Here is a 13,709-nt window from a genome sequence, read left to right as displayed (position 1 = left end):
GCCGTCGCCTAGTCTTCTTTCTTTTTCGGCATGCCTTGCCCGTGCATGGCAAGGCGGCCACCATCAACAAACAGTGTCTGCCCGGTAATGAAAGACGCTTCCGGCGAGGCCAGGAAGTGAATGGCATTCGCGGCTTCCTCGGGTTCGCCCTTGCGCGACAGGGGCGTGATTTTGGCGGAGTCCGGTGTGCGCCCCGACAGGTCCGTTTCCGTATCTTCCAGTTCCTTGCGGATGGAGGCGACACCCACCGCATTGGCACGTGCGCCGTAAGGTGAAAGCGTCATGGCAACAGCCTTGGTCAGTTGTGTGATTCCGCCCTGTACCGCCGCAAACAGCGCATGGTCGGCGCTGGCCGTAACCGCTTCCGTTGTGGTGATATTGACAATGGCCCCGGTGCGCGCCTGATCCACGCCGCCATCTTCCAGCGCGCCTGACTGCTTGATGATCTGTTTGGCGACCGCCTGATTGAGCAGGAAAACGCTGAACAGGTTGGCACGGATTGTTTTTTCGAAATCTTCTTCGGAAATCTCCAGCAACGGCGCCGAGAAGAAATATCCGTCACAATGCGCCAGCACATCAATGCGGTCATAAAGGTCAAGCGCCTCGGCAATCACATTGTGCACGTCGAGCTTCTTCGAGACATCCATATGCAGGAAGCTCACATCCCGTCCCTGCTTGGCGATCATCTCGGTCACCTGGCGACCGCTCTGTTCATCCTTGTCCACTAGAACGAGCCTGTCGCCACTGCTGGCAAAGCGCTCTGCCACGGCCCGGCCAATGCCGGAACCGGCGCCTGTCACGATAACTGATCTGCTGCCCATGGTGTTCCCTAATGCTCCTGATCGCGTAGTCCGGTGAGATAATACGGCAACCGGCCCGGCCCCCGGTGCGACGCAAAAGCGCCCCGTTGCCGGGGCGCCTGATCGCTGGTTTGTGTGCCTTTTGTCAATTCGGCAGCTTTGTTTTCAACTGTTCAAGCTCATCCTTGATCGCCAGCTTGCGGCGCTTGAGTTCCTGCACCCTGTCTTCATCAAACGCCGGATAACTGACCTCCTCATTCAACGCATTATCCAGTTCACGATGTCTCTCACTCAGTGACTGCACACGTGCTTCAATCGACATGATTGCTCTCCTTTCAGTTGGGGTTTGAAAAAAAACTGGATGGGAGGCTGGCCCGGTTTGCGTATCAAGGCCAGTCTCAAGCGAAATGAATATGTCGCTAACGTATCCAGACCTTGGATTACACACCCAAAAAGAGCGTTTGTCACGCAAGAAGGTGTTAAAATGGGGATAACTATCTATGTATATGATCCTGCTGGAATAAATCGTCAGGCGAAGGGACAGTGATATATGGCAGATTCGGCCAGACTTGTTGTGGGCATAACCGGTGCCTCCGGGGTGGTTTACGGCAAGCGCCTGCTGGAAGTTCTGCGCGGAACCGATATCGAAACCCATCTGGTAATGTCGAAACCGGCAGAAATGACGGTCAGCTACGAGCTTGAGCAGAAGGCCGCCGACATCAAGGACCTGGCGGATGCGGTTTATGCCCCGGGAGATATTGGCGCGGCAATCGCGTCCGGCTCCTTCAGAACCATGGGCATGATAATCGCGCCCTGCTCTGTGCGCACCATGTCCGAGATTGCCACCGGGGTTACCGCCGGTCTGATTACCCGGGCAGCGGATGTGATGCTGAAAGAAAAGCGCCTGCTGACCCTGATGGTGCGGGAGACGCCTTTTCACCTTGGCCATTTGCGGACCATGACAAGCCTTGCCGAAATGGGGGCGGTTATTGCCCCGCCCCTGCCCGCGTTTTATGCCGAACCGCAAAGCGTGGACGAGATCGTGACCCAGTCGGTTTGCCGGGTGCTGGATCTTTATGGCATTGAAGCAGCAGCGACAAAACGCTGGGGTGAAGACCTGACCAAGGGACAAAGATGACACAAGACACGGCCACAGCGCCAACGCAGAGCCCGCCTGAGTTCTGGGACTGGTCCCTGAAAACCTATGATGTTTCCGGCCTGCCGGAAGTGCTTTTGAACCTGCAGGATGAATTCGACCTCGATGTGAATTTGATCCTCTGGTGTTTCTGGGCGGGGCACTGGTATCCCGGCCTGAGTGAAGATCAGACAACGGAACTGTTGCGCAGTACGCAAAGCTGGCACTGCCGTGTCACTGTGCCATTGCGCAAACTGCGCCGGGACATGAAAGACATGAAGGACGTCCTGACCAGGAAGGCCTGCAAGGGGGTGCGCCGGGAAGTCAAAAATCTGGAACTGGAGACAGAGCGGCTGGAACAGGAATTTCTTGCTGCTGCGACACGCGACGCGGCTGAGGGCGCGGCCTCAGACGGCGCAGATCCGGCGGCAGCCCAACGCTATTTCAGATTGTATCGCCAGCTCTGCCTTAAACTTGAACCCGCCGGGCAATTAAGCGTAGAAGGCCGGATGGAGCGCGCCAGTGATCTGTTCGCGGAGGCGCAGCAACTTATCAACACGGAAAACCGGAACACAGATGTCTGACGTAAACTCTGGCGGAGACGATCATAAGAAGCCCAAACTGACCGTCGTCAGTTCGCAGCCCGAAGAGAACACGCTCTCTCAGTCGGAGGATAATCACGAAGCCGCCGTCAATGATGAAGGCGTCATGATTCGTGTGCAGGACCTTGAACAGGAACACCGTGATCTCGATCAGGCGATTGCGACGATGGAAGAGCGCATGCCTTATGACCGGCTGACCCTGCAGCGCATGAAGAAGCGCAAGCTCGCGCTGAAAGACCGCATCTCCAAACTGAAAGGCGATGTCACGCCCGACATCATCGCCTGATCCCTTTCAATCTGATCCTGTTCCACCTGATCCCGGTACGCCTTATCCTGTCCGGCTGGGTCAGGCTTGGCGTTTGGCCTGCTTCTGGGCATACATGGCCCGGTCTGCCTCGATCAGCGTTTCCTCGATGCAATTTCCCTGAAGAATCGGGAACACGCCGTAGGAGATGGAGACCTGCAAGGCACAGTTGTTCCAGATCATCGGCTTGGCCGAAATGATGCTGGCCAGCTGGCTCATTTTCACTTCGGCCATTTCCGTCGACGTATGGGTGAGCAAAAGGCCAAACTCATCCCCGCCGAGACGACCGACGGCATCGGTCTGGCGTATCTGCGCGGCCAGGGTTTCGCCAATGCGCTTGAGCACGGCATCACCAGCTGCGTGACCATGATTGTCATTGATGGCCTTGAGGCCGTTCAGGTCAAGATAGACCAGATTGGATTTGAAATTATACCGCTCCACGGCGGCCATTACCCGGCTCAGCTCGCGCACGAAGGCGCGGCGGTTCATGATCTCGATCAGGGGATCACGATCAGCCAGCTCCACCAGTTCAGAGACGCGCTTGCGCGCCTCCCCCAGTTCTGCTCTCAGGCGCGTGACTTCACTTTCAAGAAAGTTGATCCGCTGTCGAACTTCCCCGGTAACCTTTTCTTCCGGCAGGTCGATCAGTGCCTGTGCTTCCGCCTGGGATTGCCGGAGCTGCTCCTGCTTGCTGAGTTTGTTCTGCATCTTACGCCCTTATAGAAACTGCCTCTTAACAGTAGTGGAAAATTCCTTAAAAAAAGCAAAGCCGTTGCCTCGCATTTGAAATTATTGGGAACGGTTTTCACCGCGAGACTGCGCGATCAGACAATGACCTGTAAGCTGATTGCCTGCAATTTTGAATTTGCTATAAGCGTTGTTTTCCTGAACCACCGGAAAGGTGATGCATGGCAGACGCTCCTCTTGTCGGGATTATCATGGGCAGCCAGTCCGACTGGCCGACAATGCGCAAGGCCGCCGAGGTTTTGGAAGCGCTGGAGATCGCCCATGAAGCAAAGATTGTCTCCGCCCATCGCACCCCCAAACGTCTTTATGAATATGCCCAAAGCGCCAAAGAGCGCGGCCTGAAAGTCATCATTGCCGGGGCTGGCGGGGCGGCCCACTTGCCGGGCATGACCGCAGCCATGACGCCGCTGCCGGTTTTCGGGGTGCCGGTGCACAGCAAGACCCTGGATGGGCTCGACAGCCTCTTGTCGATTGCACAGATGCCAAAAGGCGTGCCCGTGGGCACACTGGCCGTGGGCGATGCCGGCGCGGCCAATGCCGGACTGCTGGCCGCAGCCGTTCTGGCAGCTTTTGATCCCGCGCTGGCAACGCGCCTTGACGCCTGGCGCGATGCACAGACGCAAAGCGTTGCCGAGACACCTTCCGGAGACTGACAAAATGAGCAAGAGCGCGCCCCTGCCCCCGGGCAGCACGATTGGTATTCTCGGGGGCGGACAGCTTGGCCGGATGCTGTCACAAGCAGCAACCAGCCTTGGCTTCCGGACGCATATCCTGTGCCCTGACGAAAAATGCCCGGCAGGCGAAGTCGCCACTGACTGGACCCACGCGGATTATACGGATGCGGCTGCCATAGAGCAGTTTGTCGCCGCCGTGGATGTGGTCACCTATGAATTCGAGAATGTGCCGGTTGCCTGCGCCGATATGGTGCTTGAGGCAGGCGGCCTGTTGCGGCCGGGCAAGCGCGCCCTGGAAGTGGCCCAGGACAGACTGACAGAGAAACGCTTCTGCAAGGACCTTGGTATTGAAACCGCGCCGTTCATGCCGGTCGCCAATGCCGAAGCGGCCAGTTTCGCCCTGAATGTGACGGGCATTCCCGCCATCATGAAGACACGGCGCCTTGGCTATGACGGCAAGGGCCAGCAGGTTATTCACGAAGAAAGCGAGGCTACGACGGCCTGGCAGTCCTTGCAGGGTGCACCGGGCATCATGGAAGGGTTTGTGCCCTTCGAGCGGGAGATTTCAATCATCCTGGCGCGCAGCACACTTGGTCATGTTACCTATGATCCGCCGGAAAATGTACACAAGGACGGTATATTGCGGGTTTCTTCCGTACCCGGCAGTATCACCGCTGAGGTGCAGGACAGAGCGAAAGAAATCGCGACGCAGATCGCGCAGGAACTTGACTATATTGGCGTGCTGGCGGTGGAATTCTTCGTTGAGAAATCAGGCCTGTTGCGGGTCAACGAAATGGCACCACGGGTACATAATTCAGGTCACTGGACCGCTGATGCCTGCTATATGGGGCAGTTCGAAGCGCATATCCGCGCCATATGTGGCTGGCCTTTTGGCAGTACAGCGCGCCATTCAGATGCCAGAATGGAGAACCTGATTGGCGAGGATGCCGCCGACTGGTCGGCCCATGCCGCGCAGGACAAGGCGAAGCTCACCCTCTATGGCAAGAAAGAGATGCGCCCCGGCCGCAAGATGGGCCACGTGACCTATTTATCTGCCCGGCGCTGAGTCGATACAGTCTCACTTGCTGCCGCCGCCATACCTCGCTTTGCCGAGAAAGCCGAACAGTTTTGAGGAATCGGGCACTGCTTTCAGGACCTTTGATTTGACCTTCTCGAACTGCATCACATTGCCGATGCGGTCATCGAGGAAAGCCCAGGTCGCTGCATAGGCGTTGTCCCCTTCCAGCTCTTCTTCGGCGAGCCATTTGGAGAATGTGGATAGCCAGACCCCGCTGAGAATGGTGCGCTTGGTATAGTAATTATAATCCGTAGACGTATCGCCCAAGGCACGCCAGATTGCATCTGACGTGGCCCATGTCAGGCGCCGGGCCACATTGGCATAAGGCGGCAGGGCCAGTGTTGCAGCGGCCCGGCGGGCGGCCTCGCGATGCTCATCCAGCAATTCAAGACGGCGGCGAACCAGCCAGGTCACCTTGTCGCGAATGCGCTGGGGCGCGGGATCAGCATTTTCATAGTCTTCTGCCATCTGCAGGTCTGTCTGTTCGCTCCAGAAGGTCAGCACATCGGCGATGCCGTCCGGAAAGGCGCGATAGAGGTCGCCCCGTGACCATTCTTCCTGGGACATGCCAGCGGCAAAGCTTGCCCGCTTTAGGCTCTGCGGCGTCCAGCCGTCAAACACGGCTTCCATGCGGATTTCTTCCAGAATGGCGTGGCGCAGGTCTTCCAGATCGTCGGCAACACCGGCATCGTTGCTGCCCGGCGTCTCAGCTTTTTTTTGAGCGGCCATCAGTGACCTCCTTTTGGATCATTTCCTGTGCCTTACATATATCTTGAGAGTGGACATTCCAATGTCTGTTTGCTATGGCGCCAGTTCCATTGAGGTCTGACTTCAAGGGAACGCTTTTTTTTTGCCAGTTTTCGGCTGGTATCCGACACTGCCGGTCTGACCGGTTTTTTTTGAACTGCCTGTGCCCATGCGGATTGGGGCAGGTCTTACAAGGAGGCCCTGGCCATCGTTAACATCGTCGTCCGCGAGAACAATGTCGAACAGGCATTGCGCGCCCTGAAGAAGAAAATGCAACGCGAAGGTACATTCCGGGAAATGAAACGCCGGAAGTATTACGAAAAGCCATCAGAGCGCAAAGCGCGTCAGAAAGCCGAGGCCGTGCGTCGTGCCCGCAAACTGGAGCGCAAGCGGATGCAGCGCGAAGGCCTGATCTAGGCTGGTCTGCCGGGCCCATGGCCTCATATTTTTTTTTCAAAGCCGCATCACCCGATGCGGCTTTTTTGCGTTCAGTCTTTGCCGGCCTTAAGACCGTGGTAACATTGTCTTAGCCCCCTATAACTGAGCTACCTAAATCGTGATATTCTACGAGCTTTGGAGGTACTGGGATGGCAAGGAAAAGATTTACAGACGAAGACATATTGAACCTGCTGCGACAGATTGAGTTGAGCTTGGCGCCTGGCACCTTCGATTGCGCCACGATCTCAACCTTCTCGTCATCTGACCAGTTTCGGCGCACTGTCCGAGAGGTCGTCAATGAGGACGCTAGGGTCATCTACATAGATGGGTTCATACTCGCTCGGGTCGCTGATCACTCCGAGACCGGTGCCAAACTGATCCTAAAAAATCGGACCAACCTGCCCTCACACTTCAAGGTCGAAGCCTCAATCTACTCCGGGCAAGTTGAAAAGGTCTGGCAACGGGGCAAGGCCATCGGTGTCAGAAAACAGCTCGCTTAAATCGCGATGTCGTCCTGCAGGGCTACGATGGTGATGTTCCGAAGGGTCAGTGTATCACCGCCCGAGACAAACAGGACGTCCCCATCAACCTCACTCATCAATGCTGTCGCCTCAGAGACGTTTGAGAACCCGTACGAAGAAAGGTCCAGCGTGTCCACGTCGTCCTTGAAGTCAGTTACCTCGACCTGCTCGTGACCAGCTTCAAAGACAAAGGTATCGGATCCGACCTTACCGGTGAGCGTATCACTTCCTGATCCACCAGAGAGGATGTCATTTCCGGCACGACCATCCAGCACGTCATCATCCACTCCCCCGAATAGCGTGTCGTCTCCCTGACCCCCAACAATGAGGTCATTACCGGCATCTCCATGTATGGTGTCTCGGCCACCGTTGCCCCGCAGCTCGTCGTTTCCGTCTCCACCAAAGATCGTATCTGTCAGCCCACGTCCTGAAACGAAGTCATCACCAGAGCCAGCATCAATGAAATCTGAGCCACGACGACCTGAAATTGTGTCATCGCCAGCGCCACCGAAAATGCGATCAGCGCTGTCACCTCCAATTAGATAGTCCGCACCGTCACCCCCAAATATCTCGTCTCGATCGCCTCCACCATTTATCGAGTCGCTACCGCCTTCACCGAAAAGCCGGTCTTTTCCGCCATTCCCATCTAGGGAGTCATTGTCTGCGCCACCGTTCAGTAGATCTCCTCCGCTGCCACCTGTTAAAGTATCTTGTCCTTCCCCTCCAAAAATTAGATCCTGACCAGCACTACCGCCGTCAAGAATATCATCTCCATCATTACCAATAATAATGTCCACACCCGCTGATCCTATAACGAGATCATTACCTGATCCAAGTGTCAGTTCTAAGGCTTCAATTTCGTGAAGCTGTAGATTAGGTAAGAGAAATACTGAACCTTGTGCATCAATGGTCAAATTTGATCTGCTATCAGAATAATCCCCTATGAATTTATCAACTCCTTCTCCACCTCGGATCACGTCTAACCAAGTCTGATCAAAAATATCGTCTCGATCTGTTCCAAGCCCCAAATCTGCTAAAAATGAAAGATCTAAATCGGCTATTTCGTATCTGGTGCCTCGAAAAAAAGCTACTCCGTTCATCAACCCTGCGAGGGGATTGCCGCTGGAAGGGTGTTCAATAACATTTCCGTAGTGAGCATAATTATTGTCTGTAAGAGGTACTGGATTCCCAAATGACTCCAGAGTATTGGGGCCAGTAAACAATACATCGTTGTTTATGAACAAGAGTCGTTGATCGTAAGGTGATCTGGCGTCATCTATGAAGCTATTGCTGCCCTCGAGATAATAGCCAGTGAAACCCAGCATATGTCCAATTTCATGCACAATTACGGACAGCGCATCTATCTTGTCTACAGGAATATCATTGGCAGTAGATGGGGTCGAATCGAACCAAAGTTCATTAAGCAAATAATCAACATCAAATCTAATTGTGGCGTCAATGTTGTTGCCATTAGGGTTAGAGTTGTGTCGCAATTCGTAGGCAAACGTTCCTTCAAATGTGTTCTTACCGTTTGGATTACCAATGAAGAGAACGTCAGAAGGGCCTGCGTCAGCAGTGACGGCTGGTGTTGCTTCCAATATTTGCACGTCAATGTTTGGAAAAGCACTGCCAGCGAGAAGTTCACCCCAAAGCTCAAAACCGAAATCCATGAGATTCAATATTTCGTCGATGGTGTCTGACGCAATCCCAGCAAAATTTTGAACTGAATAATTTGCGAATATTGCCATAAACGCCTCCCACCCCTGCTAAAAATGGTACTCGTCTCTTAGGATATTACAGAAACCACGCCTTCCTATGGTGATCCAACGCTGCGCTCCCTTGAACCGATACTTGAGAAAGTAAGTCTTTGTGCTCTTCGCTGATACCTCGATTCCAAGCCCTTTGACCTCAGAATCCCACGTTCGGGTGCCAGGTTGCGCAGAATCCACAACCTTTTTGGTTAGTTTCTGCGGCACTCCGAGCTCCTTTTCTCTACCATATTCCTACCATATTCCTACCATTTTCCTACCATTTTATCGGAATTTTGGTACATTGATAGGTACTCTATGAAGCTATCGCACCCTATTTTTCAACGATATTACAATAAAAAACACTATGAGAAACCGGTGACCCTGCTGAAACACGGAAAACCGGAGTTCATAACGCCATTCCGTAGGTGCTATGGGCCGGAGTTCGCCTCACAAGGCTTTCAGGACTGGCTTATCAAGGTCGGTATCAAACCCATCCGCATCTATCCAGGCTCTCCTTGGGAGAATGGATACAACGAGCGGTTCAATGGCACGCTACGCCACGAAGTTCTGAATGCAGAGTGGTTCCATACCATCGATCAAGCGAGAACAGTCATCGCCAGATGGCTCAGGCAATACAATCATATCCGGCCACATCAGGCCCTCAACATGCGTCCACCAGTGCCACAGACTCTATCAGAAAATGGCCCATAGGCATGGGGCTTTACAAGGTTGAAAAAAGCCAAAGCGGCTTCATTTGCGCTTACGAAGAAAGCGCAGCGACGTTCGATCTAACTATAATAATAAAGCATCAAAGTCATAATGCCGCGCACATACTGACGTGCCGATTGAATGTCAAGGCAGCTCCGCCCGCTGACAAGTGTGTTCGAACGGCAGAAATATGGTGGACACTGGTCATTCTCATTCGTTGTTTGCTACGGCAGTTTAGGGCCAACTCCCGGCCCTGCTGATTGCGTATGCCCGCCTGGGGTCATCCTCGGGTCAGGCCATGGCGGTGATCTCGTTTAACAGGTCGGCTGTTGCGGCTGGCATTTTACGCGCGGCTTTTGCCTGACGGCGGCGTTCGGCCCGACTGAGATTTTTTTTCGGCGTGAGGCCGCGCAAGGCGTCTTCTTGTGCGGCGGCGGCGGCTGGTTGTGGTGAGGCGGATTGCGGCGGTTTTGCCCCTGTAACGGGGATGGCTGTCTCTATTATGTCATTGTCGGGGGTGGTGGTCAGCTCAGATTTTTTTGTGGCTGGTGCGGTGCGGGCTTGGGCTGTGTCGCTGGCGTCTTTGTCTTTTGCCGCTGCCGTGTCAGTTACGTCTGCTGCGTCTGGGGTATCTGTTGAGACGGGTGTACAGGTCCGCTGGTTATACACGGCCATCGCCTCGGCAATGGTGACTTTCAACCCCATGTCTTTTTTCAGGGCTTCGAGTTTCTCGTAAGAGCGGATCTGGCTGGCCACAAGGCGGACCTGATCCTGCAACAGGCGCACGCGCTTTTCCTGTGGATTGAACAGGCTGCGTTGATCGGCGATCTGCAGGGTCAGGCTGTCGAGGGCTGTCTGCAGGTTGGTGATGCGGGACTGGGGCGTGAGCAGAAGGTCCCGGCCATGGCTGACTGGGGCTGATGCGGCTGTTGCTTCGGTCATATGGAGGGCTCCTTTTTTTGAGGCGCAAAATGCGCCGGGAGACCCAGACTAAAGGCTGACAAAGGAGGGCCCATAGATTTTAATGTTTACGCTGACAACATGAGGCCTGAAGGGGGCGGAGTGCAGCAAGATGCTGATCTTTAGCAACCTATGCCGTCTGGCATGCCAAGCTGAAGGCAACGATTCGCGCTGATTACGCCGCGTTGATCACAATTTTCCCCTTTGCGCGACCTGTCTGCAGGTAGGACAGCGCCTCTTGCACTTCATCGAGAGAGAATTCCCGATCGATCACGGGGCGAAGTTCATCTCGCTCAATCAAGTCCGTAATCTTGCCTAATTGTTCGGCATTTGGTTGCATGAGAACCATGTCAAATCCCGCTTTTTTCTGGCGCGCGAGCTGATTGTTTTTGCGGTTCAGAAACCCAAAGAGGAGTGGCATGTAGAACGGGAGATTTTGGGATTTCGCCCATTCAGCCGAGGGAATTCCCACAATCGACACCAAGTATCCCCCATTTTTCAGAACTGAAAAAGATCTGACCTGATTTTCACCGCCGAGTGTTTCCAAAACCACATCATAGTCCCGGAGAACTTCGTCAAAACGTTGTTTCTTGTAGTCTACGACGATATCAGCACCCAATTGGGTTACCAGGTCGACGTTACTGGTGCTCGTTGTCGTGGCAACATGGGCACCGAAGCTCTTTGCAATTTGAATGGCAATTGTGCCAACCCCTCCCGACCCGGCGTGGATGAGGATCTTTTGTCCTGATTTCATCCCTGCGGCGTCGAACATGCATTGCCATGCGGTGAGGCCAGCAAGAGGCACCGCGGCGGCTTCCGTGTGCGAAATATTTTGCGGCTTTCTTGCTACAAATTTTTCGTCGACGGCGCTATATTCCGCAAAAGTGCCGCAACGGTCACTATCGACGCGGGAGTAGACTTCATCCCCAACTTTAAACTTCGAGGTTCCGCTACCGGCTTCGACCACCACGCCAGACACATCAAGCCCCATCGTGTACGGGAAGGCTCGTTTTCGGACGTTTTTGAGGTCGCCTTTTGCCTCTTTAATATCAATCGGATTGACAGAAGCTGCATGGACCTTAATCAGGACATCATTTTGTAAAACCACAGGTTTTTTAATGTCACGCACCTCCACCACATCTTCTATTTTTCCATAACCTGTGCAAATCGCCGCTTTCATGTTAATTTCCTTTTATGTCTCGCCGCTGTTGATCGGCAGATCAATCATCTGCATACGATTCGTTTAAGTAGATTTTATTGTTCTGATTTTTTCTGAAGATCGCAAGATTTCTATACACCATTACGGTGAACGAATTCTAGATACTCAGATCCAGAAGATTGTAGTCCCGCAAAGAGGCTTTTGCCGCTGCGTCCCAAACATAGTTCTCAAGCGCGTCATGGAACGGCTTGTATTGGTAAGGTTTTTCATCAGGGTATTTCTTTTGGCGTGCGTCAATCGCGTATCCGATGACTTTCGAACGCTCTTTGATCACATCATTTGTATACACTGTTACTGGGCTGTGAATGCCAGCCCCTTTGACATTTAAGACCGACGAACGCCGATGAAAACCAAAGTTGATTGTCAGTCGAGGTTCAAACCCGGCATTCGCAAATGAGCCGTGGACAAGCTGACGATTGCAGATCACGACATCCCCTGGTTCACATACAATCGGTACAGCACCTTTAAGGCGTGCGCTGCCTGATTCTTCCACCATCTCTTTGATATTCAGTTTCCCTAGCTTATGAGTGCCCGGGACCACCCAAACGCCATTCACAGGGGTGCTTCCATAGACTTGTGCCATAAAATTGAAGCCATGGATGCCTTCATCGAAATTTGGACTTTCCCAGTGTGTGTCACCATCTTGATGCCATGACACTGCTGCACCAAGGCCGGCGTCTTTGATAAACAGTACCTCGTTGAAGGGCGCAAAATCTTCGCCATTGATCGCCGCTGCGACTTTCAGAAGTTCCGGGTGCCCATAGATTCGCAACGCCGCTTCAGAAAACTGCAACGAACCAAGCAGAATAAATGGTGCGGCGTCGGGTGCACCTTCGGAAGCCTTCAAATCCTTCAGCTTGACCTGGTGACGGCCATTTGCAATCTCGGTTCCGCCTAAGGGGTCGCTCAACGGTTTGCTCCATGTCAGGCCGGGCGCTTTATTTCCGGCCCCCAATGCTGGGCGGCCATGTGCATCGACTTCGGCGCCAGGATGAATTGGAAAACGCGAGCGTAGCTCCTCAATATCTTCAAGGATATCAGCCATTTCTCTTTCACCAATAACGTTTTCAAAGACATAAAATCCGTACTTTGAATAAGCTGTGACGATGGCGTGATGCAACGACCCGTCTTCATTAAACCGGATCGGGCCGCGATTATTGAGAGCGTAAGCTCGGGCCTCGCCCTCTAACATGTAGTTTTTTGCCGCCTCGGCCTCGTCGCCATAATGGGCTGCGCAAGCATCGATCGATTTCGTATAGTCAGGACGAGACATCGGCTTCCTCCAAATAATTTTTACATTGTAAAAAATTTAACAGCGTGTAAATATTGAGTCAATCCGCAATTTCACTTACGATCGAAAAATGGAACAGCACAGCCAAACCACAGTTGGATCAACGCGCACCATAAATATGGCGAAGCGGCGCGCCGCTGTCCTACACCACGCTCGAATCATCATTGCGCAAGAGGGGTTCGAGTCCTTGAAATTGAGGGATCTTGCGAGCCGCGCGGGCATCACCGTACCAACGATCTACAATCTGATAGGTGGAAAACCGGAGATACTCTCGCTGATCATCGAAGATCTAGTGGAACAACTTTTGATGGCCCAAGCGCGAATCGAAATTGGAGAAGCAGAGGAAACATTTGAAGCACAGATCGATGAATTGGTGACGCTTTTCGCAACTAACGAGGATTACTATCGCGCCGCTTTCGTTGCCGGCGATAGGAGCGGCTTATTCGAACAAAAATCCGCATCAGGTATCTTTGCGCGTTCTGTTCGCTATCCGATAAGTGCCTGCAAGAAGGCCCGCCAGGCAAAGCTGCTTCGAGGAAATATCTCCTCCGAACAGCTTGGCCGGCAAATCTATGGGTGTTATCGGCTCGCACGCCAGGATTGGGTAAATAGATATCTCGATCTTAGGACGTTTCGAGAGCAAGCGCTAACTGGTGTATTTCTATGCCTTGCGGCAGATGCCTCTACAGCGTTCCGTCAAAGGCTCGTGCAACGCATTCAATCACTAGCATGAT

The 13,709-nt window shown here is 53.4% G+C and carries 18 protein-coding genes; 9 read left to right on the top strand and 9 right to left on the bottom strand.

Features of this window, described 5'->3' with window-relative positions:
- Positions 1-8: 8 nt before the first annotated feature.
- Together RAL90_RS01825 and RAL90_RS01820 are read right to left on the bottom strand one after the other, a co-directional pair.
- The gene (locus RAL90_RS01825; protein WP_306252828.1) at positions 9-821 is read right to left on the bottom strand and encodes an SDR family NAD(P)-dependent oxidoreductase; all 813 of its coding nucleotides are present in this window, start codon (positions 819-821) and stop codon (positions 9-11) included.
- A 124-nt stretch (positions 822-945) separates the two neighbouring features.
- Positions 946-1,122: a YdcH family protein gene (locus RAL90_RS01820; RefSeq protein WP_306252827.1), complete on the bottom strand. Its 177-nt coding sequence runs from the start codon at positions 1,120-1,122 to the stop codon at positions 946-948.
- A gap of 228 nt (positions 1,123-1,350) precedes the next feature.
- On the opposite strand from RAL90_RS01820, the gene RAL90_RS01815 reads away from it, so the two are divergent.
- The 3 genes from RAL90_RS01815 to RAL90_RS01805 are packed head-to-tail and all read left to right on the top strand — an operon-like array spanning position 1,351 to position 2,823.
- Positions 1,351-1,938 (top strand): UbiX family flavin prenyltransferase, encoded by a 588-nt coding sequence (locus tag RAL90_RS01815; protein WP_306252826.1) that lies wholly within the window; start codon positions 1,351-1,353, stop codon positions 1,936-1,938.
- Entirely contained in the window at positions 1,935-2,519 is a 585-nt protein-coding gene (locus RAL90_RS01810; RefSeq protein ID WP_306252825.1) for a TIGR02444 family protein, read from the top strand. The genes RAL90_RS01815 and RAL90_RS01810 overlap by 4 nt, the downstream gene beginning before the upstream one ends.
- Positions 2,512-2,823 carry a YdcH family protein gene (locus RAL90_RS01805; RefSeq protein WP_306252824.1) on the top strand — a complete coding sequence of 104 codons (312 nt, stop codon included), beginning with the start codon at positions 2,512-2,514 and terminating at the stop codon, positions 2,821-2,823. The genes RAL90_RS01810 and RAL90_RS01805 overlap by 8 nt, the downstream gene beginning before the upstream one ends.
- 60 nt (positions 2,824-2,883) lie before the next feature.
- Here RAL90_RS01805 and RAL90_RS01800 read toward each other — a convergent pair whose 3' ends face one another.
- A complete protein-coding gene (locus tag RAL90_RS01800) occupies positions 2,884-3,549 on the bottom strand; it encodes a GGDEF domain-containing protein (RefSeq protein ID WP_306252823.1) in 666 nt (221 codons plus the stop codon).
- A gap of 200 nt (positions 3,550-3,749) precedes the next feature.
- Between RAL90_RS01800 and purE the strand changes: the two genes are divergently transcribed.
- Both purE and RAL90_RS01790 read left to right on the top strand, forming a co-directional pair.
- Positions 3,750-4,241 carry a 5-(carboxyamino)imidazole ribonucleotide mutase gene (gene purE / locus RAL90_RS01795; RefSeq protein ID WP_306252822.1) on the top strand — a complete coding sequence of 164 codons (492 nt, stop codon included), beginning with the start codon at positions 3,750-3,752 and terminating at the stop codon, positions 4,239-4,241.
- A 4-nt stretch (positions 4,242-4,245) separates the two neighbouring features.
- Positions 4,246-5,328, top strand: a complete 1,083-nt coding sequence (locus RAL90_RS01790) for a 5-(carboxyamino)imidazole ribonucleotide synthase (protein ID WP_306252821.1) — start codon at positions 4,246-4,248, stop codon at positions 5,326-5,328.
- 12 nt (positions 5,329-5,340) lie between these two features.
- Here the strand turns inward: RAL90_RS01790 and RAL90_RS01785 are convergent, their stop codons facing one another.
- Positions 5,341-6,069, bottom strand: coding sequence for a COQ9 family protein (locus tag RAL90_RS01785; protein WP_306252820.1), 729 nt, complete (start codon positions 6,067-6,069; stop codon positions 5,341-5,343).
- A 219-nt stretch (positions 6,070-6,288) separates the two neighbouring features.
- On the opposite strand from RAL90_RS01785, the gene rpsU reads away from it, so the two are divergent.
- Positions 6,289-6,504: a 30S ribosomal protein S21 gene (gene rpsU, locus RAL90_RS01780; RefSeq protein WP_372340492.1), complete on the top strand. Its 216-nt coding sequence runs from the start codon at positions 6,289-6,291 to the stop codon at positions 6,502-6,504.
- Between the two features lie 170 nt (positions 6,505-6,674).
- The gene (locus RAL90_RS01775) at positions 6,675-7,025 is read left to right on the top strand and encodes a hypothetical protein (RefSeq protein ID WP_306252819.1); all 351 of its coding nucleotides are present in this window, start codon (positions 6,675-6,677) and stop codon (positions 7,023-7,025) included.
- Here RAL90_RS01775 and RAL90_RS01770 read toward each other — a convergent pair.
- A complete protein-coding gene (locus tag RAL90_RS01770) occupies positions 7,022-8,794 on the bottom strand; it encodes a hypothetical protein (protein ID WP_306252818.1) in 1,773 nt (590 codons plus the stop codon). The two genes, RAL90_RS01775 and RAL90_RS01770, sit on opposite strands and share 4 nt — an antisense overlap.
- 18 nt (positions 8,795-8,812) lie before the next feature.
- On the bottom strand, positions 8,813-9,022 hold the full coding sequence (locus RAL90_RS16240) for an Arm DNA-binding domain-containing protein (RefSeq protein WP_372340395.1): 210 nt from the start codon (positions 9,020-9,022) through the stop codon (positions 8,813-8,815).
- A 150-nt stretch (positions 9,023-9,172) separates the two neighbouring features.
- Between RAL90_RS16240 and RAL90_RS01765 the strand changes: the two genes are divergently transcribed.
- On the top strand, positions 9,173-9,508 hold the full coding sequence (locus tag RAL90_RS01765) for an integrase core domain-containing protein (RefSeq protein WP_306252817.1): 336 nt from the start codon (positions 9,173-9,175) through the stop codon (positions 9,506-9,508).
- Between the two features lie 288 nt (positions 9,509-9,796).
- On the opposite strand, the gene RAL90_RS01760 is transcribed toward RAL90_RS01765, so the two are convergent.
- From RAL90_RS01760 to RAL90_RS01750, 3 genes are all read right to left on the bottom strand, one after another.
- Positions 9,797-10,447 carry a hypothetical protein gene (locus tag RAL90_RS01760; protein WP_306252816.1) on the bottom strand — a complete coding sequence of 217 codons (651 nt, stop codon included), beginning with the start codon at positions 10,445-10,447 and terminating at the stop codon, positions 9,797-9,799.
- 193 nt (positions 10,448-10,640) lie between these two features.
- Complete coding sequence (locus RAL90_RS01755) at positions 10,641-11,645, bottom strand: NADP-dependent oxidoreductase (RefSeq protein WP_306252815.1); 1,005 nt, start codon at positions 11,643-11,645, stop codon at positions 10,641-10,643.
- A gap of 136 nt (positions 11,646-11,781) precedes the next feature.
- Positions 11,782-12,957 (bottom strand): phytanoyl-CoA dioxygenase family protein, encoded by a 1,176-nt coding sequence (locus RAL90_RS01750; protein ID WP_306252814.1) that lies wholly within the window; start codon positions 12,955-12,957, stop codon positions 11,782-11,784.
- Between the two features lie 88 nt (positions 12,958-13,045).
- Between RAL90_RS01750 and RAL90_RS01745 the strand changes: the two genes are divergently transcribed.
- Positions 13,046-13,708 (top strand): TetR/AcrR family transcriptional regulator, encoded by a 663-nt coding sequence (locus tag RAL90_RS01745; RefSeq protein ID WP_306252813.1) that lies wholly within the window; start codon positions 13,046-13,048, stop codon positions 13,706-13,708.
- Position 13,709 lies beyond the last annotated feature (1 nt).

The organism is Parvularcula sp. IMCC14364 (assembly GCF_030758415.1).
Classification (GTDB): domain Bacteria; phylum Pseudomonadota; class Alphaproteobacteria; order Caulobacterales; family Parvularculaceae; genus Aquisalinus.
Note: the sequence above shows the minus strand (reverse complement) of the source record. Positions and strands in the feature narration are given on the sequence as shown.